A 20,591-nucleotide genomic window follows, 5' to 3' on the forward strand; every position below is an offset into this window, starting at 1 on the left:
GGGATCAGCCTCCGATCGCCAACCCGACCGCCACGCCGACGGCGAGGACCAGCTCGGCGATCCCGGTGTCGCGCAGCGTGGGGACGAGGGCCAAGCCCCGCTCGCCGCGTGCCACCGGGGTCGCGGCCCGCAGCGCCCAGGGGAACGCGAGGAGACCCAGGAGCGCCGCGGGCGTGTACGAGGCCAGCCACCACACGGTGACGAGGGTGACGACGAGCAGGACGACGTAGAAGATCCGCGTCCCCCGGTCGCCCAGCACGACGGCGAGGGTCCGCTTGCCGGTGGCGGTGTCCGTGGGGATGTCGCGCAGGTTGTTGGCGACCAGGATGGCGCACGCGAGCGCGCCCACACCGATCCCCGCGGCGAGGCTGGGCCAGGTGAACGCCCCCACCTGGACGTAGGTGGTGCCCATCACGGCGACGAGTCCGAAGAAGACGAAGACGCTCACCTCGCCGAGTGCGTGGTAGCCGTACGGCCGAGAGCCCCCGGTGTAGAACCACGCCGCCGCGATCGCGGCGACGCCGACGAGGACCAGCCACCACCCTGAGGTCGCCGCCAGCAGGAGTCCGAGGAGGCCGCCGACAGCGAAGCAGACGAGTGCGGCACGCTTGACCGCCGCAGCGTCGGCCGCACCAGAGCCGACCAGGCGCAACGGGCCTACCCGGTCGTCGTCGGTGCCCTTGACGCCGTCGGAGTAGTCGTTGGCGTAGTTGACGCCGACCTGGAGGGCGAGCGACAGCAGCAGGCAGACGGCGGCCTTCCACCAGACGGCCTCGCCGGCGTACAGTGCGGCTCCGGTGCCGGCGACGACAGGGGCCACCGCCGCCGGGAGTGTGCGGGGCCGGGCGCCTTCGATCCACTGCGATGCTGTTGCCACGACCGCCCATCCTCCCACCCGGGCCGCGTCGTCGCGTCGAGGGGTTGGTTAGCGTGGGTGCGTGACGGAACGATCCCTTCGTCCGGTGAGCGGCTCCGCGCGGGAGGTCCAGGCGGCGCTGGAGGCCTGGCTGACCGCGCAGGCCGAGCCCGCACCGCTCACCATCCGCACCTCGGGCTCCACCGGCCGACCCAAGGACGTGCTGCTCTCCCGTCGCGCGGTGACAGCGTCGGCGCGCGCCACCCACGCTCGTCTGGGCGGGCCCGGGCAGTGGCTGCTCGACCTTCCTCCGCAGTACGTCGCCGGCGTCCAGGTCCTCGCCCGGTCGGTGCTCGGGGGCACGGCGCCGGTGGTGGCGTCGGAGCACTCCGGTCTGGAGGCGGCGATCGGGGCGATGACCGGCGAGCGCCGCTACGCCTCGCTCGTCCCCACCCAGCTCCACCGGCTCGCGGAGGCAGGGCGGCTCGATCTCCTCGCCGAGCTGGACGCGGTCCTGGTCGGCGGGGCCGCGCTCGATCCGAGCCTGCGGAGGCGCGCCTCAGAGGCCGGGGTGCGGGTCGTCCGGACGTACGGGATGAGCGAGACCGCCGGTGGGTGCGTCTACGACGGCGTGCCGCTCGACGGGGTCGCCGTGCGCATCGACGTCGATCGACGGATCTGGATCGGCGGCGCCGTCCTCTTCGACGGGTACGACGGCGACCCCCGGGCCACGGCCGAGGCGCTGCAGGGCGGCTGGCTCCGGACTCATGACCTGGGCCGGCTCGACGACGACGGGCGGCTGACCGTCCTCGGCCGGGTGGACGACGTGGTGATCTCGGGTGGGGTCAACGTCGCCCTCCCTCGTGTCACCGAGGCCGTGCGTGGCCTCGAGGGGGTCGCGGAAGCCGAGGCCGTCGGCGTCGCGGACGACGAGTGGGGACAGGTCGTGGTGGCCGTCGTGGCGCCAGCGGCCGGCTCCGTCGCACCCGCCCTCGATGCGCTCCGCGACGGGGTGGAGGCCGCCGGGCTGCCTCGTTCCTGGGCCCCGCGTCGCGTCGTCGTGGTCCCGGAGATTCCCGTCCTCGAGCACGGGAAGGTCGACCGGTTGGCCGTCCGCCGACTGGCCGAGAAGCGCTGATCTGCCGAGGGCCTTCACAGATCGGTGGTTTCGCCCCCTAGACTGGCGGCGTAGCTGAGGTTCAAAAGCGTGCCCAGCGCGTGATCTGCCGTGGCGAGGTCTGTCGCGGCGAAGCTGGGAGGTTTGATGTGCCCGACCTTGGCGACCCCGTACGACGGTCCCACCTCCGCACGATCGATGCCGAGCTCGGCCGTGAGGTTCTCGACCACGCCTACGGCAGCAACCTGCGGCTGACAGGCGATCTTCGACACGTCGGCTTCTCGCGCGCCGACACCCGCGACTTCACGCTGGACCACGTCGACCTCGGTGCCGACATCAGCTATGACTGCGACCCGCTCGGCTACCTCACGATCCTGGAGGGGCGGCGAGGCTGGGCGGAGTATGTCCGCGGCGGCACGACCGACCAGGCCGGCCCTGGGGACCTGGTCATGGTCGCAGGACCCGGTGACGCCTGCACCGGTCGCTCGAGCGATCTCGCCGTGCGCGGCATCAGCCTGCGCTGGGACCTGATGACCAGCGCCACGCGTGACCTTCGTGGAGACCGACCGACGGCGCCGATGCGCTTCACCCGCTACCGACCCGCTGACCGCGCCGCGGTGCTCCACTGGCGCAACCTCGTCGACTACGTCGAGGATCTCCTGGCCGACGGCCAGGAGATCGTCTCGGCGCGATCGCTCGATGCCGTCGGCCGTCTGCTCTCCCGTACGGCGCTGATCATGTTCGGGAGCGACTCGATCGCCGAGGAGACGATGCGCGACGAGGCCCAGGACCGCCGTGACGCGTCAGAGCACGCGGTGAACCGTGCCATCGCCTTCATGGAGGAGCACGCCGACACCGAGCTGAGCGTGGCCGACATCGCCGACGCCGCTCGCGTCACGCCGAGGTCGCTCCAGATCGCCTTCCGGCGCCACCTCGGGACGACGCCGATGGCCTACGCGCGCCGGGTACGGCTCGACCACGCGCGCCGCGACCTCCTCGCGGGGCGCGACGGTGACACGGTGACGGCGGTGGCGTCGCGCTGGGGCTTCCACAACCACGGCCGGTTCGCCGCGGAGTACCGCGAGCTGTACGGCGAGAACCCGGGAGACACCCGTGCTCGATGAGACCCGACTCACCCCCGACGCGCATAGTGGCCGGGCCGCCTTCGTTCCGCGGCTGTCGGGAGGGGACCCCCAGCGCACACACTCAGATGTGATCATCAATCGGCCCGCAGGCGCGCTTCATGATATGGCGACAGCGGCCCGCGACATCTCGGCGGCAGAGACGGTCGACGCAGCAGCCGCTCAGTCCGTGCAGTTCGTCGCCTCCTACATCGACGGATGCGTGGCAGCCGGCATCACGATCGCCTACCTCCACACCTTCGACACCCTCGCCGCCAGCGACTCCCTTGCGCGTCGCGGTGACGAGCTCCAGGCCGAGCTCGGGCAGGGCCCTTCGCTCGATGCGGTCGTGGACGTCCCCACGATCTATTCGCCCGACCTCGCCACGGATCCGCGCTGGCCGCTCTGGGGGCCACGTGCGGTCGAGGAGCTCGGGATCCGCAGCATGGTGAGCTATCGGTTGTTCACCAGCGCCGAGACGATCGGTTCGCTGACGCTGTACGGCAAGACGCTGGATCCCTTCGACGTGGAGGCACGAGAGCTCGGCTACGTCGCGGCCACCCAGATCGCCGTCGTGCTCGCCACCACGCGCAAGGAGCAAAACTTCCGGTCCGCTCTGGCGGGCCGGGTCGCGATCGGGCAGGCCCAGGGCATCCTCATGGAGCGTTTCGGGCTCGAGGGCTATCAGGCGTTCAACGTCCTGCGACGGTCCGCGATGAGCCGTGACGTCCCGCTCCGGGAGGTCGCGGAGGAGCTGATCGAGACGCGTCAGATGCCCCGGGTCGCCGACGAGGACTGACCGGTCCTCGGTGCGGTTCGCTCGTCTCCGCGATCTGGCTTCATGGCGCGTCCGCCAACTCCAACCGCGCGCGGGGGGTGAACGGCGAGCGGATCACCGACAACACACTCATCTGCGTCGCGATCGACCTTCTCCTCCAGCGCCGCGCCGACCTGTGCGGCAGCACACTGACAGACGCCCGCAATCTCTCGTTCCGATCCGTAGGGCCGCACGGGCCCGGCAGTCTTGTGCGAGGGCTCGCCGGGACTTGCTGTGACGTAGCGTCACAGCGGCATGCTGGTGGCATGCGGGTGAGAGACGCGGCAGACCTGGCCGGAGTGAGCGTGCGGACGGTGCGCCACTACCACGCCTGTGGGCTGGTCCCGGTGCCGCCCACGGTGGGTGGGGTGCGTGACTATGGCTTGGAGCATGTAGCGCGGTTGATTCGGGTTCGGTGGCTGGTCGAGTCGGGTCTGAGCCTGGCTCGGATCGCCGATCTTCTGGCTCCCGAGCCCAGCCATCCCGGGGCCGGGGTGGGTGACCTGCGTGAGGCATTGGCGACGTTGGATGCGCGGCTGGTGGAACTGGCCGATCGGCGTGAGCGGCTGGCGCGGCTGCTCGAATCGGTGCTGGCGGGTGGCGCGCTGACACCGCTGCCGAACGTGGTCGCGGACTTCTACGACGACCTCGAGGCACGCGCGCCCGACGCGGGCACCCGACGTGCGATCAACGCAGAGCGGGACTTCTTGGAGTTGGCCTACTTCCGCGGCGAGGTGCCGTCGGAGGCGGAGGCACTGTTCGCGGGTACGCCGGAGCTGATGCAGGAGGCGATGGCGGCCTTCGCGGAGTCGCTGACTGCAGCGGAGCTCAGCGATGAGGAGGTCGACGCGTTCGCCGCGGCCAACGTCGCGCGGATGAAGCGGCGGGTGGGCGGCCGGACTCCCGAGATCGTGGCGTCGATCGATCTCGACGTCGTGGCTCGCCTCTATGCGCTGTTCGAGGTGACGAGCGACGAGCGCGGTCGGCGGATCGGGGCGGCCATGCAGCGCCACCTGACCCGTGAGATCGAGAGCGGGTGGACCAGTGCGGAGTGAGGTCGTGAGCAGTCAAGAGGCCGTCGTCGTCGAGGGGCTGGTCAAGACGTTCGGCGACTTCCGTGCCCTGGATGGGCTGGACCTTTCGGTGACCGCTGGCGAGGTCCATGGGTTCCTGGGCCCGAACGGCGCCGGGAAGAGCACCGCGATCCGGATCCTGCTCGGCCTGTACCGGGGGACCTCGGGGCGGGTCCGCGTGCTGGGGCTGGACCCGGGGGTGGACCCTGGCGCGGTGTGCCGGCGGACGTCGTATGTGCCCGGTGAGGTGTCGTTGTGGCCCAACCTGACCGGTCAGGAGGTGCTCGACGCGCTCGCCGGGCTCCGCGGCGCCTACGACGGAGCCGCCGAACGTCGGCTGGTGGAGGCGTTCTCGCTCGATCCCACGCGCCGGGTGCGGACCTACTCCAAGGGCAATCGCCAGAAGGTGATGTTGGTTGCGGCCTTCGCCGCCCGGACGGACCTGCTTGTGCTCGATGAGCCGACCTCTGGGCTGGACCCGCTGATGGAGGAGGTGTTCGCCGCGTGTGTGCGGGAGGCCGCCGACGCGGGCCGGACCGTACTGCTGTCCAGCCACATCCTCAGCGAGGTGGAGCACCTGTGCGAGCGGGTCACGATCCTCAAGGACGGGCGGCTCGTGGAGACCGGGCGGGTCGAGGAGTTGCGCCACCTCGCCTCCTCGACCATCGGTGCCGTCGTCCCCCTCGGCCTGCGGCACCGGCTCCCAGGCGAGCTGGCGAGCCGCCTGGATGGAACCGGCGCGACCACCGACGTCGAGGTTTCCTGGACCGGTGATCGGGTCTCGATGCGGGTCGAGGTGAGCGAGGTCAACGAGGTGCTGCTTGCTCTCGTGACGCTTGGGGCGACCTCGATCACGTGCGAGCCGGCCACGCTGGAAGAGTTGTTCCTGCGCCACTACGCGACGGCCGCCCGGTGACGGGCACGCTCGCCCAGGACCCGGGGGTACAAGCGCCATCGCGTACGACACGCGGGACACTCCGGGTGGCGTGCCTGCTGTGGCGCCGTCACCGCACCTGGACGGTGGCCTGGCTGTTGGTCACTGGCGGCCTCGCCGCGGCCGCCCTGCCCGGCTACGCCTCCACCTACGCCGATGCGGACGCCGCCCGGGAGGCCCTGGCCCAGGTGCGCCATGACCCAGCCACGCTGTTTCTCTATGGCCAGCTCGGCCAGGCCGGAACCCCGGCCCAGGTGTTCGCCTGGGAGCTGGGCACGTTCCTGACGATGATCGCCGCGGTCATGGCGATCCTGCTTGCCGTCCGGCTCACCCGAGCCCTCGACGAGGACGGCTCCCTCGAACTGCTGCTGTCCACCGGCCACCAGCGCCGCGACGTTGCCCGCGCCGCGATGGTCGTGCTCGTCGGGGTCGGCGTCGGGCTCGGGGTGGCATGTTTCGCGGCGACCGCGGCATACGCCGGCCGTGTCGACGGGGTGGACGTGGTCGGTGCAGCAGTTCTCGGCCTGGTGGTCGCGCTCACCTTCCTCCTGGTCGGGCTCCTCACAGGGGTGCTGGCACTACTGCTGCCGACCACGTGGAGCGCCCGGGCCGCGGGTGGGCTGGCGGTGGCGGTGGCGGTGGGGGTGCGTGCGGTCGCCGACGTCGAGCACGCGCCCGCGCTGCAGTGGGTGGCGCCGATGTCCCTGCGTGCGCTGGCGCAACCCTTCGACGGCGACCGGGTGTTGTCGCTCCTGCCGGCAGCCGTGGAGGCTGCCGTGCTCGGCTGGCTGCTCCTGCGCTTGGCCACCTCGACCGAGGTGGGTGCCAGCCTCGTCCGGCTCCCGCAGCGCACGGGCGCCCGGCTACCGATCACCGACGTCACAGGACTGGTGCGGCGCCTTGACCGCCGTCGGCTCATCTGGTCCGGGCTGCTGATCACGGCCGGCGCCGCGATGTTCACCGGCCTCGGCAGCGGAGCGATCGCCAACATGCGCAGCGGTCGCATCGACGGCGGGTTCCTGGGCGCCCAGCTCTCCGGGCGCGATCCCGCCGCCGCCTATTTCGCGTTCGAGGGCACGGTCACTGCCCTGGTGGTGGCCGCGGTCTGCGTCACCGTGGTCGTGCAGGCGGCCGCCGACGAGCGCGCCGGGCTGGCCGAGCACGTGCGGGCTACCGGAGCGGCCCACTCAGCCCTGCTGCGGGCCTACGTCGTCGCGGCCTCCGTCGCCTCCCTGGTCACTCTCGCGCTGAGTGGAACGGTCTCCGCGATGGTCGGTCGCGGGCTCATCGGCGGTCCACATGTGGCCCGCGACGCCTTCAGCCAGTCGATCGAGCAGTGGCCCGCCGTAGCGCTCGTCATCGGTCTCACCGCTCTCGTCGTCGCCGCAGCACCGCGAGCCGCCTGGTCCGCCTGGCTTCCACTCCTCGCCGGCGGCGGACTCACCCTGCTCGGCAAGCAGCTCCAGGTTCCTCCACGCGTCATCGACCTCAGCATGTTCGGCCACACCTCGGCGGGTGTCGCCTCCAGCACCCGCCCCACGGCCCAACTCATGCTGCTCGCCCTGGCCACTGTCGCGCTCACCGGAGCCCTGATCCTCTTGCGGCGGCGGGACCTCGCCGCCTGACTGACTGCTCATCCCAGCCCGGTGATCGGCCTCCGGACGGCGAGCTCGGGCTCACTCCACAGACCTTCTTGCGGACTGTGCACCGGACTCAAGGCCCCGTCTGGCCTGCACAGACGTGGCGATTCAGACGTTGAAGCGGAACGATCACGCGGACTATTGGTGGTCGCTGGCCAACGCCGAGAATGGCCGAAAGACACCACCTGACCTGCACAAACGCGTTCGCTCCGCGCGGCGCATAGGCGAAGGGGCGCGTTCCCTGCTCGCCATACCCCGAGCTTCCTGCCGATGCACCGTTCCCTTCCTCCTCCGCGCGTGCCCTCAGACACCCTGGTGACGCGAGGCCAGCAACCGCGTGCAGCCGTCCGGCGCTTCGGTGAGTCCTCGTTGGAGATGATCATGGCCGAGCGGGCCGACGTCTAACAGGCTGTGACCCTATTGCGCGGACGGCGTCGGGACACATCTACCAAGCGGCGTCAACGCTCACCTGGGCTAAAACCTTGTGGCTTACCGCCGCCGAATCGAAATGCCACGGCCTGGGTGCCAGGACTGAATCTCCAACCCGCCGTTGGCGAGATGGGTGAAGACGACCTCGCTGATATCGAGGCGGAATCGGTGCCCCGAACCGCCCGACTCCAGGTCGTTCACCTCCACGGCGGTTCCGGCGAGCTTGGCCTCTCCTGTCCACCGTGAGTGATCCTCCTCGGGCGGGTCCACCGAGGGCGAGTGGAGGGCGAACCGCCCGTCTCGCCGGAGGTCGAGAGCCTTGACCGCGTTCGGCATGCTGCCCAGCCAGACGTTGCCGTCGCTGAACTCGACCTCGGTGCCGCTGATCCGCGGCGAGCCGTCCTTGCGGAGTGTGGCCAGGGTGCAGTGTTTGCGGATGTCGAAGCACCGCCGGACCGCCTCGACAAGCTCCGGCGCCTCGGCGGCGAAGCTCTCCCATGTCGTCATGGTCGTGAATCACGCTCCCCTCTGCTGAGCACGAGAGTAAATGAATGAATCACGCGGGGTACGGCCGTCCCCGGACCCAGAATCGAAACAAGCCGGCCCAAGAGGACCTCCTGACCGTGACCGACGAGGCCCGCGGCGCGGTCGACCAGACCGAGCATGCAAGTCGCGTCGCAGCAAGGGTGTCTCGCAGGCGATCCCGTCGTCGTAGAGGTTGGCTACCAGTAGTACGGCCGGTCGCCGACGAGGACTGACCGGTCCCCGGTGGGTCACCCGATACCGTGGCGACGTGAGTGACCCCGACCTGGCCTGGATCCCGTACTCGACGCCGATGCGCACCCGCTTCCGTGGGATCACCGTGCGGGAGGGCATGCTCGTCCGCGGGCCGGCGGGCTGGGCAGAGCTCAGCCCCTTCTGGGACTACGACGCCGTGGTCTCCCACGCCTGGTACACCGCCGCCCTGGCGAGTGCGACCCGGCCCTGGCCCGCGGCGGTGCGCGACGTCGTCCCCGTCAACTGCACGGTCCCCGCACTGAGTCCCGAAGCGGCGCAGGTGTTGGTCCGCGCGGGACACGGCTGCCGTACGGCGAAGGTCAAGGTGGCCGAGCCCGGTCAGACGCTGGCCGACGACGAGGCGCGGGTGGCCGCGGTCCGCGACGCGCTCGGCCCCGGCGGCGCGGTGCGCGTCGACGCCAACGGTGCGTGGTCCCTCGACGACGCGGTCGAGGCCCTGGCGGTGCTCGACCGGGCCGCCGGCGGGCTGGAGTACGCCGAGCAGCCCTGCCGCACGGTCGAGGAGCTGGCGGCCCTCCGCCGGCGCACGCACGTGCCGATCGCCGCCGACGAGTCGATCCGTCGTGCCGACGACCCCTATCGCGTGGCCCAGCTCGAGGCGGCCGACATCGCTGTCCTCAAGGTGCAGCCTCTCGGCGGTGTCGAGGCCTGCCTGGAGATCGCCGAGCGGATCGGCCTGCCCGTCGTCGTCTCCAGCGCGCTCGAGACCTCGATCGGCATCGCGGCCGGGGTGGCGCTCGCCGCGGCGCTCCCCGAGCTGCCGTACGCCTGCGGTCTGGGCACGGTGACCCTGCTCGAGCACGACGTGGTCGCCGACCCGCTCGTCCCGCGCGGCGGTGTCCTTCCCGTGGTCCGCCCGGAGCCGTCGGCGGAGTTCCTGGCGGTGGAGCCCGATCCCGACCTCGCGGTCCGGTGGGCCCAACGCCTGGAGCAGATCCGTATCCTCCCGGAGGGCGTCCGATGAATCCGTCCACCGCGCTGGGGCGCGTCCTCGTCGACGAGCTCGCCCGGTCCGGGGTCCGTGACGTCGTCCTCTCGCCGGGCTCCCGATCGGCGGCCCTGGCCCTCGCTCTGCACGCCGCCGACGCTCGCGGCGAGCTGCGGCTGCACGTACGGATCGACGAGCGGAGCGCGGGCTTCCTCGCGCTCGGCCTCGCCAAGGGGTCGCACCGCCCCGTCGTCGTGGTGACGACGTCCGGCACCGCGGCCGCCAACCTGCACCCTGCCGTCCTGGAGGCGGCGCACGCCCGCGTGCCGCTGATCGCGATGACGGCCGACCGCCCCGCGGAGCTGCGGGGTACGGAGGCGAACCAGACCACCGACCAGGTGAAGCTCTTCGGTGACGCGGTGCGGGCGTACGTCGAGGTCGCCGCGCCGGACGTCGTGCCGGACAGCGCCGCGCCGTGGCGGGCGGCGGTGTCCCGGGTCGTCGCTGCGGCGGTCGGGCGTACGGGGGAGGGGCCGATGGCACGGCCCGCCGGCGGCCCGGTGCACGTGAACGTCGCGTTCCGCGAGCCGCTGCTCCCGGACCCCGACGACGTCGCCACGAGTCTGCCGCAGGCCCTCGCCGGGCGACCGGGCGGAGCTCCGTGGCGTGCGCCGATGATGGAGTCGCCGCCGCTGCCGGGCGTGCTGCCGCTCGGCCCGCGCACGGTCGTGGTGGCGGGAGACGACGCCGGACCACCGGCGCGCCTCCTCGCGGAGGAGGCCGGCTGGCCGCTCTTCGCCGAGCCGTCCTCGGGAGCGCGGACGGGCACGCACCCCATCGCGACCTACCGCCTTCTCCTGGGCCTGCCCGAGCTGGCCGAGCGGATCGAGCGCGTCGTCGTGCTCGGCCGGCCGACGCTGTCGCGTCCGATCACCCGGCTGCTGTCGCGACCGGACGTGGAGGTGGTCGTCGTGGGGGCTTCGCCGTTCCCCGACCCCGGCAACCGGGTCGCTGCGGCGTACCCCGCCGTGCGGGTCGACGGGAGCGACGACCCCGGGTGGCTGGAGGAGTGGCGCCGCGCGGACGTGGCGACGCTGACGGCGGTCGAGAAGGTCGTGCTGGACGGCGGTGAGCTCAACCCGTGGCAGGTCGCGCGTACGGTCTCGGGGGCGGTCAAGCCGGGCGACCTGCTGGTCGTCGGCTCCTCCAACCCGATCCGCGACCTCGACCTCATGGCTCTGCCGTACCCGGTCGGGGAGCGTCGGATGGTGATGGCCAACCGGGGTCTCGCCGGCATCGACGGCGTCGTCTCGACCGCGATCGGTGCCGCACTCGGTCGTCGGCCGTCGCACGCGCTGGCCTACATGGGGGACCTCACGTTCCTCCACGACAGCAACGGCCTCGTGATCGGCCCCGACGAGCCGAGGCCCGACCTCACCATCGTGGTCGCCTCCGACGACGGCGGCAGCATCTTCTCGACGCTGGAGCAGGGCGGCGCGCCGTACGCCTCCGCGTTCGAGCGGGTCTTCGGGACGCCGACCCGCGTCGACATCGGGACGCTCTGCCAGGCGATGGGCGTGGATCACCGCCTCGTGACCACGTCCGACGAGCTCGAGGCGGCCCTCGACGGACCCGCCGGCATCCAGGTCGTGGAGGCCCGGGTCGGGCGCGCCGACCGCCGGGAGGCGGACCAACAGCTCCGCTCGGCAGCACGGTTGCATTAATACATCGCCGATGTAACATGAGGTCCGTCACATCAACCGGACCTGGAGGCACCATGACCGTCGCCGCGACCGCCTTCCGCGAGACCGCCCGGCAGCGCACGAGCATCGGCGACGTCACGACGCGGCTGCTCGCCTCGTCGGCCGAGCTCTCGTACGACCCCGACACCGAGGTCGCATGGGACCGGCCGATCCCCGACGACCACTACGGGCTCAACCCGGAGTGGAGCACGCTGTACGGCACGCGTCTGTGGGACGAGATGAGCGAGGAGCAGCGGGTGCTCCTCACGCGGCACGAGGTCGGCTCGATCATGCAGACGGGCATCTGGTTCGAGATGATGCTGCAGCAGCTGATCCTCCGTGACCAGTACGCGAAGAACCCCGCCGACAGCGAGTTCCGCTTCGCGCTCACCGAGATCGCCGACGAGTGCCGCCACTCGCTGATGTTCGCGCGGACCTGCGAGGTGCTCGGCATCCCGAAGTACCTCCCGCCCCGTCCCGCCGTCGAGCTCGCCCGTCTCCTGAAGACGACCGCGGGCGCCGAGCAGGCGTACGGGCCGATCCTCATCGCGGAGGAGATCCTCGACGTCATGCAACGCGACTGGATGCGCGGCGAGAACGTCGTCCACATCGTGCGAACCACCTCCAAGATCCACGTCGTCGAGGAGGCGCGGCACATGAAGTTCGCCCGTGCCGAGATCCTCGAGGGCCTGAGGACAGCCGGTCGCCTGCGCCGGGAGTGGGGTGCGCTGCTCTTCGCCGGTGCCGCCTTCGTGATCGTCAGGTCGATGGTCAGCCCCGAGGTCTACACCAACGTCGGCCTGGACAAGGAGCGAGCGCTCGCCGAGGTGAGCACCAACCAGCACCGCAAGGCGATGATGCGGCTGTCGTGCGTGCACCTCATGGACTTCCTCGCCGAGGCCCGGCTGCTCACCAAGCGGGCGATGCCGATCTACCAGTCCGTCAACATGATCTGAGCGAGGACCCTCGATGGCCTACGCGGTCACGCAGAGCTGCTGCAACGACGCGACCTGCGTGTCGGTCTGCCCGGTCAACTGCATCCACCCCACCCCCGAGGAGCGTGCCGCGGGAGTCGGTGGCCTCTCGGAGATGGTCTTCGTCGACCCCGACACCTGCATCGACTGCGGGGCGTGCGCCGACGCGTGCCCGGTGGGCGCGGTCCTCCCGGTCGACCTGCTCCGCGGCCCCGACACCGTGTTCGCCGACCTCAACCGCCAGTACTACGAGGCGCACCCGGAGTCGGCCACCTGGGACGCGCTCGCCTTCCCGGTCGCACCGCCGCAGGGCTCCGGGCCCTTCCGGGTCGCCGTCGTCGGCACCGGTCCCTCGGCCGCCTACACCACCCGGGCGCTCCTCACCGGGTCCCCTGCCACCGTCACGATGATCGACCGGCTGCCTGTCGCCGGGGGACTGCTCCGCTCCGGCGTCGCGCCGGACCACCCGCAGACCAAGCGCATCGAGGACACGTTCGCGTGGACGTACGACCACCCGCGCGTCAGAGTCCAGCTCAACGTCGCCGTGGGTGCGGACGTCTCGCACGCCGAGCTCCTCGCCCACCACCACGCCGTCGTCTACGCGGTCGGGGCAGCGACGGACAAGACCCTCGGCATCCCCGGCGAAGGGCTTCCGGGCAGCGTGTCCGCCACCGAGGTCGTCGCCTGGTACAACGCTCAGCCCGACCGCGCACCGGCCGAGATCGACCTGTCGAGCCCGCGGGTGGTGGTCGTCGGCAACGGCAACGTGGCACTCGACGTCGCTCGCGTGCTGCTCACCGACCCGGAGGCGCTCGCGCGCACCGACATCGCGGACCACGCCCTGGAGGCGCTGCGGCGCAGTGCCGTACGAGAGGTGGTCGTGCTCGGACGGCGAGGACCCGAGGAGGCCGCGTACTCGCGTGCCGAGCTCGTCGGCATGCGCGCGATCGACGGCGTCGACCTCGTCGTGGCGGACCACCCCGCCACAACGGCAGCCGTCGACGCCGCTCCCGTGGGCAGCAAGGCGGCGATGCTGCGAGACGTCGGTCGCGTCGACGTCGCCTGGGAGGCCGATCCGCCACCGGGCAAGCGGGTGGTGCTCGCGTTCTGGACCGCGCCGGTCGCGCTCGACGGTGACGAGGCGATCACCTCCGTACGGGTCCGCGACACCACCGGGGACGACGCGTCGGAGCAGACGATCGTCGCCGGGACCGTGGTCCGCTCAATCGGCTACCGCGGCACCCCGGTGCCCGGCCTGCCGTTCGACGAGGTCACCGGCTCGGTGCCGAACGCCCGGGGGCGGGTGCTCGGTCGCGACGGGCAGCCGGTGCCCGGGGCGTACGTCGTCGGGTGGATCAAGAGAGGGTCGAAGGGCGGGATCGGCGCCAACCGTGCCTGCGCCCAGGAGACGGTCGCGGCGCTGGTCGAGGACGTCTCGGCAGGCCGGCTGCCCGAGCCCGCCGGCTCCGCTCGCGACTTCCGCACCCTCCTGCGCAGGCGCCGCAGCGACGTCGTCGGGGTGAGGCGGATGCGGGCCATCGACCTCGCCGAGCGGCGCAACGGTGCCCTGGAGGGTCGGCCCCGCCGCAAGTTCGCGACCGTGCCCGAGCTGCTCGCCGCCGCGACCCCCGCGCGGTGGCTCGGCCGTCAACGGTGACGACCGAGCCGGCAAGCCGACGGCCGCGGGCGGTCAGTGGACCTGGCGCTGCTGGCCCTCCCAGTACGGCGCGCGCAGCTTGAACTTCTGCAGCTTGCCGGTCGCCGTACGGGCGAGCTCCTCGCGGAACTCGATCCGCTTCGGGCACTTGTAACCGGCGAGGTGCTGCCGCGTGTGCGCGATCAGGTCGCCCTCGCCCACCTCGCCGGCGTCGGGGTCGAGGACGACCAGGGCGGTGACGAGCTCACCCCACTTCTCGTCCGGGATGCCGATCACGGCCACCTCGCGTACTGCCGGGTGCAGCATGAGCGCGTCCTCCACCTCGATCGAGGTGACGTTCTCGCCGCCGGAGATGATGACGTCCTTCTTGCGGTCGGCGATCACGAGGTGGCCGTCCTCGATCGTGCCGCCGTCGCCGGTGTGGAACCAGCCGTCGGCCAGCGCGACGGCCGTCGACTCGGGGTTGTCCCAGTAGGCCTCGAGGTTGTGGTTCGACTGCGCCAACACCTCGCCGGTGTCGTCGATCATGACGCGTACGCCGACGGCGGGGGCGCCGGCCCGGCCGAGGAGGCGGGCCTGCTCCAGCGGCTCGAGGTCGTCCCACTCCTCGCGCATGCGGCTCATCGTCAGCAGGGGCGCGGTCTCGGTCAGACCGTAGATCTGGATGAACTCCCAGCCGAGCTCGCCGCGCACCCGCTCGATGGTGCGGGTCGGGGGAGGAGCGCCGGCCACGATGATGCGGACGCGGTCCCGGCCCGGGATCTCGCCGTCCCACGTCTTCGCCGCGTCGAGCACGGCCTGGACGACGGCGGGGGCGGCGCACATCACCGTGACGCCGTGGCGCTCCACCCGCCGGAGGATCTCGGCCCCGTCGATCTTGCGGATCACCACATGCCGTCCGCCCATCCCGGTCACCGCGTACGGCATGCCCCAGCCGTTCGCGTGGAACATCGGCAGCGTGTGCAGGTAGACGTCACGATCGCTGATGCTCGTCTGCCAGCCGAAGATGCTGGCGTTGGTCCACAGGTTTCGGTGCGTCAGCTGGACGCCCTTGGGTCGTGCGGTGGTCCCGGACGTGTAGTTGATCGTCGCCGTCGCAGACTCGTCACCCTCCCACGGCTCGGGCTCGCCCCGGGTCGCCCACATCGCCTCGTCGTCCTCGCCGAGCACGAACGTGTGCTCGGCCGTGACCGAGTCGAGCAGCCCGCGGATCTCGGGGTCGACCATCAGCACCTCCGCGCCGCTGTGCTCGACGATGTAGGCGATCTCGGCGGGCGCGAGGCGGAAGTTGATCGGGACCAGGATGCGGCCCCACCCGGAGACGCCGAAGAACGACGCGAGCAGCCGTGCGGAGTTCTGCGAGACGATCGCGACCCGCGCGCCCTGCGGCACCCCGAGGTCGTCGAGGTAGGCGGCCTGCGACCGCGCGCGACGCCCGAGCTCGGCGTACGTGACCTCGCCCCAGGACGGCGCAGGCTGGTCCGGCTCGTCCACGACGCCGATCCGCTCCGGATAGACGGTGACGGCACGGTCGAGGAAGTCGCGGACGGTCAGCGGGAAGAACATCGAGCACCTCGTACGGTCGGCGGCCGGGACGCAGGTCGTGTGACCCTGATCACGTCCTATCACGCCGCCCGTGCCGCGTGAACGCGTACGAGCCGGAGAGCGCAGGCCGTCAGCCGATCTCCGCGATGACGTCGCCCTCCTGGACGATCTCGCCCTCGCGGACGCGGAGCCGGACCGTGCCCGGCTCCGCGGTGTGCACCGGGATCTCCATCTTCATCGTCTCGAGCACCGCGACCACGTCGCCGGCGGCGACGCGGTCACCCTCCCGGGCAACCAGTCGCCACACGTTGCCCACGATCTCAGCCCTAGCGGCGTACACGCGCACCCCCGCCGCGGCCGCTCTCCTCGAAGCCCAGCGTCGCCAGGGCGTCGACCAGGCGGTCACGGGTCTCCTCGGGGAGGATCACGTCGTCGACGATGCCCGCCTCGGCCGCCACGTACGGGCGAGCGACGTTCTCCCGGTACTCGGCCGCCAGCTCGTCGCGCACGGCGATCGGGTCCTCCGCGTCGCGCAGCCGGCGGCGGTGCAGCAGCGCCACCGCGCCGCCGGGTCCCATCACGGCGATCTCCGCACCGGACCACGCCCACGAGTAGTCGGCGCCGAGCGAGCGCGAGCCCATCGCGATGTAGGCGCCGCCGTACGCCTTGCGGACGACGACCGTGAGCAGCGGCGACGTGGTCTCGACGTACGCCTTGAGCAGCTTGGCGCCGTGCGTGATCACGCCACGGGACTCCTCGACCGTGCCGGGCAGGAAGCCGGGCACGTCCACGAAGGTCACCACCGGCAGCCCGAACCGGCCGCAGAACTCGATGAACCGTGCCGCCTTGACCGACGACTTCGCGTCGAGGACTCCGCCCCGCGATGCCGGCTGGTTGGCCAGCACGCCCACCGGCCGGCCGTCGAGGTGGCCGAACAGCGTGAGGATGCTCGGCGCGTGCGCCGGCATGAGCTCGAGGCGCGGGCCGTGGTCGAGCACGCCGTCGAGCACGTCGCGCATGTCGAAGACGACGCTCGCCTTGTCCGGGACGACGTACGGCAGCCGCTCGGCCGCCACCGGGTCGGGTCGGCGCGCGGCGACGACCGGCATCGGGGCGCCGACGTGGGAGGGCAGGTACGAGAGCAGCAGGCGCGTCGCGTGGAACGCCTCCTCCTCGTTGGTGACCTCGAGGTGCGCGACGCCGCTGGTCTCGGTGTGCATCTGCGAGCCGCCGATGTCCTCGGCGCTCGCGTCCTCCCCGGTGGTCGCCTTCACGATGTCCGGTCCGGTGAGGAACATCTGGCCCTGCTCGCGGACCATGATCGTCCAGTCGGTGAGGGCGGGGGAGTACGCCGCGGCGCCGGCGCACGGGCCGAGGATCAGCGAGATCTGCGGGATGCGTCGCTGTGCGTGGACGTTGAGGGCGAAGATCTCGCCACAGCCGTGCAGCGCCAGGATCCCGTCGTGGATGCGCGCGCCGCCGGAGTCGTTGACGTACACGATCGGGTATCCCCGGTCGATCGCGAAGCGTTGAGCCTTCTGCACCGTCTCGGCCATCACGGCGCCGATGGCGCCGGACGCGACAGCAGCGTCGTGGCTCGCGATCACGACCCCACGGCCGTCGACACGACCCCAGCCGATCACGACCCCTGCACCCTTGCCGTCACCGTCGACGCGCATCGGGGTCATCTCGACGAACGACCCGGCGTCGACGAGCATCTCGGCGCGCTCGCGAGCGGTGTATTCACGGCGTCCGCGCGGCTCGACGCGGCGGAAACGCTCCTGCCGACGACGGGCGAGACGGGCGCGGTGATCGGAGGTTGCGGTCTCCGTGTTGATCGTGGTCAACTCGGTCTCCTAAAACATGAGGGAAGCCTCAGGACTTCTACAAAGATGAGGGGTACCTCATGTTTTTGTCAACCCGGGTCGCCCTGTGTCATGGATCACCCCGGTGACCAGCGTCGGGCGAACCCTCGGTCTACGGTTGCGTCACACAAGCAACTCCCCCGAGAAGGCCTCAAGCCCATCACAGCGGTCGGGCCGGATCGTGGACCGAAAGCAGCGGAGGACACCACCTCATGGTCAGTTCCACATCCCCACTCTCTCCTCGCCGATCTCGACGGCCCCTCGCCGCCGCGACCCTCTGCGGCATCGGCCTGGTCGCCGCCGCACTCACCGCTGGCCCGGCAGTCGGAGCCTCGGCGCCGTCGAGCACGGCGAGCGCCTCGTCGCTCGCCGCGCCGGTCGCCGTCGCCGACGGCGAGCTGATGAGCTACGTCGTCAACAGCAAGCCCAACCCGGGGCAGACCCGTCTCGCCGAGCGCGCGGTCCGCGACGCCGGTGGCACGGTCATCCAGTCCTGGCCGCAGATCGGTGTCGTCGTCGCCCACTCGACGTCGGCCGACTTCCGCGAGGACGTCGTCGACGTCGCGAAGGGACACGCCGTCCAGTCGGTCGGCGCGACCCGTACGGCCGCGGTCAAGACGCCCGCCGAGGAGGCGCCGCAGCCTCGCTCGCTCGCGCGCAGCACCGACACCCGGTCCGCGTTCGAGATCCGCCAGGGTGTTTCCGCCACCGAGGTCGTGGAGGCGGACCCGCTCGAGGCGCAGCAGTGGGACATGACCCAGATCAAGGCCGACGTCGCGCCCGACGGCAGCCGCGACGTCACCGTCGGCGTGCTCGACAGCGGCATCGACGACACCCACCCCGACCTCGCGCCCAACGTGGACGCCAAGAACTCGGTCGGCTGCACCGCCTACGGCGTCCCGGACACGAGCCGCGCCGCCTGGATCCCGACGACCAGCGACCATGGCACGCACGTCGCCGGCACGATCGCCGCGGCCAAGAACGGTGTGGGCATCGTCGGGGTCGCGCCGAACTCGATGATGACGTCGATCAAGGTCGTCGACGACGACGGCTACATCTACCCCGAGTACGCCGTCTGCGGCTTCGTCTGGGCCGCTGAGCACGGCGTCGACGTGACCAACAACAGCTACTACATCGATCCGTGGATGTTCTGGTGCAGCAACGATCCTGACCAGGCCGCCGCCAAGGAGGCCGTCCGTCGCGCCGTCTCGTACTCCGAGCGCAACGGGGTCGTGAGCGCTGCCGCCGCCGGCAACGCCAACTACGACCTGGCCAACAAGACGACCGACACCACGAGCCCGAACGACACGACGCCGGTGACGCGTCAGATCGACGAGGGCTGCGAGGACCTCCCGGCCGAGCTGCCGGGTGTCGTGACGGTCGCCTCGAACGACCAGGCTGAAGCCAAGTCGACCTTCTCCAACTACGGCGACGGCGTGATCGACGTGACCGCGCCGGGCAGCCGGATCCTCTCGACCGTCCTCAACGGCGGTTGGGGACTCAAGTCCGGCACCTCGATGGCCTCGCCGCACGTCGCTGGCGTGCTGGCGCTGCTGAAGGCGTCGCACCCCAAGGCGACGCCGGCGGAGCTGGTCGCGCTCCTGCGTGCCCAGGCTGACGACAAGCCGTGCCCGACCGACACCCGTTGCACCGGCACGCCGGCCTACAACGGCTTCTTCGGTGACGGCCTCGTCGACGCGCTGGACGCCACTGCGGCTCGCTGACGACGATCGCGGCGCGGCACGGCCCTCACGGGGCGTGCCGCGCCGTTCGTCTGCAAACCGCGTTTGCATCATGTGTCGCGCCTCCCACGCCGAAACCTACGCATCGGTAGGGTTGATGGTGTGAGCGCGACCATCGAGATTCTCGAGCCGCGGCGGAGGCCGACGCAGGAGCGGAGTCAGAAGAAGTTCGATCTGATCCTGCAGACGTCGCGCGACCTCCTGCTGGAGGTCGGTTTCGAGTCGTTCACGCTCGAGGAGGTCGCCAACCGCGCGGGCATCCCGATCGGCACGATCTATCAGTTCTTCCAGAACAAGTACGTCGTCGTCTGCGAGCTCGACCGCCAAGACGTCGTCGCAGTGCGCGCGGAGCTCGCCCGTCTCGCCGCCGAGCTGCCCACCCTCGACTGGCTCCGGCTCCTCGACCAGCTCGTGGACCACATCGCCGCGCTCTGGGTCACCGACCCGTCGCGCCGTGCGGTGTGGCACGCCGTGCAGTCCACGCCCGCGACGCGAGCGACCGCGGCGCTGACCGAGCGTGAGCTGGCCGCCGACGTCGCCCATGTGCTCGCGCCGCTCACGCCGAAGACTCCCCGCGCACGTCGCAAGATCGTCGCCGAGGTCCTCGTCCACGTGGCGTACTCGATGCTCAACTTCTCGATCCGCGACGGTCAGGAGCATGCCGAGGCCGTGATCGAGCTCAAGCGCCTCCTCGGCTCGTACCTGCTCGCCGCCGAGCAGTCCGGCTGACCCCACCCTCTTCCTCCGCTCGCGGGTCGCTCTCGTTGACTCGCGGGTCGCTCTCTGGCACTCGCGGGTCACTCTCGTTGGCTTGCGGGTCACTCTCTGGCACTCGCGGGTCACTGGCACGGTGACCCGCCGGTGCCAGGCGGTGACCCGCGAGCGGCAGACAGTGACCCGCCGGTGCCACACGGTGACCCGCGGCCGCCACACGGTGACCCGCGGCCGCCACACGGTGACCCGCCGGTGCCAGGCGGTGACCCGCGGCCGGCGCGCGGTGACCCGCGGGCGGCAGAGAGTGACCCGCGAGCGGAGGTCAGGCGGCGGTGAGGACGACGTACGCGATCGCGTAGTCGCCGTCGTGCGACAGCGACACATGCAGGGCCGCCGCGTCGAGATGTTCGCGTACGGGGGAGTGCAGCACGATCCGCGGCCGCCCCCAGAGGTCCCTCACAACCTCGATCGCCGCCAGCGCCTTGCTCTCGTCGACGACGGGCGGGGAGCCGTGCAAGGAAGCCGACCAGGCCTTGACGACGGCCTCCTTGGCCGCCCACCGCGCCGGCGGGGGGGGGGGGCGGGGGGGGGGGGGGGGGGGCCCCCCCCCCCCCCCCGCGGGGGGGGGGCGGGGGCGGG

The 20,591-nt window shown here is 71.4% G+C and carries 18 protein-coding genes; 12 read left to right on the plus strand and 6 right to left on the minus strand.

Annotation, left to right across the window (positions count from 1 at the left end; all coding sequences use genetic code 11):
- Positions 1-4: 4 nt before the first annotated feature.
- The gene (locus tag KV097_RS01275; protein WP_220364882.1) at positions 5-877 is read right to left on the minus strand and encodes a 1,4-dihydroxy-2-naphthoate polyprenyltransferase; all 873 of its coding nucleotides are present in this window, start codon (positions 875-877) and stop codon (positions 5-7) included.
- 61 nt (positions 878-938) lie between these two features.
- On the opposite strand from KV097_RS01275, the gene KV097_RS01280 reads away from it, so the two are divergent.
- From KV097_RS01280 to KV097_RS01305, 6 genes are all read left to right on the plus strand, one after another.
- Positions 939-1,994 carry an AMP-binding protein gene (locus KV097_RS01280; protein ID WP_220364883.1) on the plus strand — a complete coding sequence of 352 codons (1,056 nt, stop codon included), beginning with the start codon at positions 939-941 and terminating at the stop codon, positions 1,992-1,994.
- A 128-nt stretch (positions 1,995-2,122) separates the two neighbouring features.
- Positions 2,123-3,097: an AraC family transcriptional regulator gene (locus KV097_RS19595; RefSeq protein WP_220364884.1), complete on the plus strand. Its 975-nt coding sequence runs from the start codon at positions 2,123-2,125 to the stop codon at positions 3,095-3,097.
- 124 nt (positions 3,098-3,221) lie between these two features.
- Positions 3,222-3,893 (plus strand): GAF and ANTAR domain-containing protein, encoded by a 672-nt coding sequence (locus KV097_RS01290; RefSeq protein WP_220342161.1) that lies wholly within the window; start codon positions 3,222-3,224, stop codon positions 3,891-3,893.
- 284 nt (positions 3,894-4,177) lie between these two features.
- A complete protein-coding gene (locus KV097_RS01295; RefSeq protein ID WP_220342160.1) occupies positions 4,178-4,966 on the plus strand; it encodes a MerR family transcriptional regulator in 789 nt (262 codons plus the stop codon).
- A 4-nt stretch (positions 4,967-4,970) separates the two neighbouring features.
- Entirely contained in the window at positions 4,971-5,900 is a 930-nt protein-coding gene (locus KV097_RS01300; RefSeq protein WP_220364885.1) for an ABC transporter ATP-binding protein, read from the plus strand.
- 65 nt (positions 5,901-5,965) lie between these two features.
- On the plus strand, positions 5,966-7,543 hold the full coding sequence (locus KV097_RS01305; protein WP_220364886.1) for an ABC transporter permease subunit: 1,578 nt from the start codon (positions 5,966-5,968) through the stop codon (positions 7,541-7,543).
- Between the two features lie 504 nt (positions 7,544-8,047).
- On the opposite strand, the gene KV097_RS01310 is transcribed toward KV097_RS01305, so the two are convergent.
- Positions 8,048-8,494, minus strand: coding sequence for a pyridoxamine 5'-phosphate oxidase family protein (locus KV097_RS01310; RefSeq protein WP_220364887.1), 447 nt, complete (start codon positions 8,492-8,494; stop codon positions 8,048-8,050).
- 328 nt (positions 8,495-8,822) lie between these two features.
- Between KV097_RS01310 and KV097_RS01315 the strand changes: the two genes are divergently transcribed.
- From KV097_RS01315 to KV097_RS01330, 4 genes are read left to right on the plus strand one after another with little or no spacing between them, the layout of a single operon-like run.
- Positions 8,823-9,749 carry an o-succinylbenzoate synthase gene (locus KV097_RS01315; protein WP_220346251.1) on the plus strand — a complete coding sequence of 309 codons (927 nt, stop codon included), beginning with the start codon at positions 8,823-8,825 and terminating at the stop codon, positions 9,747-9,749.
- Positions 9,746-11,437, plus strand: a complete 1,692-nt coding sequence (menD, locus tag KV097_RS01320) for a 2-succinyl-5-enolpyruvyl-6-hydroxy-3-cyclohexene-1-carboxylic-acid synthase (protein WP_220364888.1) — start codon at positions 9,746-9,748, stop codon at positions 11,435-11,437. The genes KV097_RS01315 and menD overlap by 4 nt, the downstream gene beginning before the upstream one ends.
- Positions 11,438-11,490: 53 nt before the next feature.
- The gene (locus KV097_RS01325) at positions 11,491-12,411 is read left to right on the plus strand and encodes a diiron oxygenase (protein WP_220342156.1); all 921 of its coding nucleotides are present in this window, start codon (positions 11,491-11,493) and stop codon (positions 12,409-12,411) included.
- 13 nt (positions 12,412-12,424) lie between these two features.
- Positions 12,425-14,086 carry a 4Fe-4S binding protein gene (locus tag KV097_RS01330; protein WP_220364889.1) on the plus strand — a complete coding sequence of 554 codons (1,662 nt, stop codon included), beginning with the start codon at positions 12,425-12,427 and terminating at the stop codon, positions 14,084-14,086.
- 33 nt (positions 14,087-14,119) lie between these two features.
- On the opposite strand, the gene KV097_RS01335 is transcribed toward KV097_RS01330, so the two are convergent.
- The 3 genes from KV097_RS01335 to KV097_RS01345 form a co-directional block, all read right to left on the minus strand.
- A complete protein-coding gene (locus KV097_RS01335; RefSeq protein WP_220364890.1) occupies positions 14,120-15,652 on the minus strand; it encodes an AMP-binding protein in 1,533 nt (510 codons plus the stop codon).
- 109 nt (positions 15,653-15,761) lie between these two features.
- Complete coding sequence (locus KV097_RS01340) at positions 15,762-15,947, minus strand: biotin/lipoyl-binding carrier protein (RefSeq protein ID WP_308289295.1); 186 nt, start codon at positions 15,945-15,947, stop codon at positions 15,762-15,764.
- A gap of 10 nt (positions 15,948-15,957) precedes the next feature.
- A complete protein-coding gene (locus tag KV097_RS01345) occupies positions 15,958-17,478 on the minus strand; it encodes an acyl-CoA carboxylase subunit beta (protein ID WP_220342152.1) in 1,521 nt (506 codons plus the stop codon).
- A gap of 230 nt (positions 17,479-17,708) precedes the next feature.
- Here KV097_RS01345 and KV097_RS01350 point away from each other — a divergent pair, with 230 nt between their 5' ends.
- Positions 17,709-19,220 carry a S8 family serine peptidase gene (locus KV097_RS01350; protein ID WP_220364891.1) on the plus strand — a complete coding sequence of 504 codons (1,512 nt, stop codon included), beginning with the start codon at positions 17,709-17,711 and terminating at the stop codon, positions 19,218-19,220.
- Positions 19,221-19,340: 120 nt separating this feature from the next.
- Positions 19,341-19,967, plus strand: a complete 627-nt coding sequence (locus KV097_RS01355) for a TetR/AcrR family transcriptional regulator (protein WP_220345370.1) — start codon at positions 19,341-19,343, stop codon at positions 19,965-19,967.
- A gap of 307 nt (positions 19,968-20,274) precedes the next feature.
- On the opposite strand, the gene KV097_RS01360 is transcribed toward KV097_RS01355, so the two are convergent.
- Positions 20,275-20,591 (minus strand): 4'-phosphopantetheinyl transferase superfamily protein (locus tag KV097_RS01360; protein WP_220364892.1); only part of this gene is annotated, 317 nt, incomplete at its 5' end.

The sequence above is a fragment of the Mumia sp. zg.B17 genome, from assembly GCF_019550915.1.
In the GTDB taxonomy this organism is placed as follows: domain Bacteria; phylum Actinomycetota; class Actinomycetes; order Propionibacteriales; family Nocardioidaceae; genus Mumia.

Bases quoted from the DNA above. Each gene is read 5' to 3' on its own strand.
- KV097_RS01290 (WP_220342161.1), top strand. From the start codon at position 3,222: ATGGCGACAGCGGCCCGCGACATCTCGGCGGCAGAGACGGTCGACGCA.
- KV097_RS01295 (WP_220342160.1), top strand. From the start codon at position 4,178: ATGCGGGTGAGAGACGCGGCAGACCTGGCCGGAGTGAGCGTGCGGACG.
- KV097_RS01310 (WP_220364887.1), bottom strand. From the start codon at position 8,494: ATGACGACATGGGAGAGCTTCGCCGCCGAGGCGCCGGAGCTTGTCGAG.
- KV097_RS01315 (WP_220346251.1), top strand. From the start codon at position 8,823: ATGCGCACCCGCTTCCGTGGGATCACCGTGCGGGAGGGCATGCTCGTC.
- menD (WP_220364888.1), top strand. From the start codon at position 9,746: ATGAATCCGTCCACCGCGCTGGGGCGCGTCCTCGTCGACGAGCTCGCC.
- KV097_RS01325 (WP_220342156.1), top strand. From the start codon at position 11,491: ATGACCGTCGCCGCGACCGCCTTCCGCGAGACCGCCCGGCAGCGCACG.
- KV097_RS01330 (WP_220364889.1), top strand. From the start codon at position 12,425: ATGGCCTACGCGGTCACGCAGAGCTGCTGCAACGACGCGACCTGCGTG.
- KV097_RS01335 (WP_220364890.1), bottom strand. From the start codon at position 15,652: ATGTTCTTCCCGCTGACCGTCCGCGACTTCCTCGACCGTGCCGTCACC.
- KV097_RS01350 (WP_220364891.1), top strand. From the start codon at position 17,709: ATGGTCAGTTCCACATCCCCACTCTCTCCTCGCCGATCTCGACGGCCC.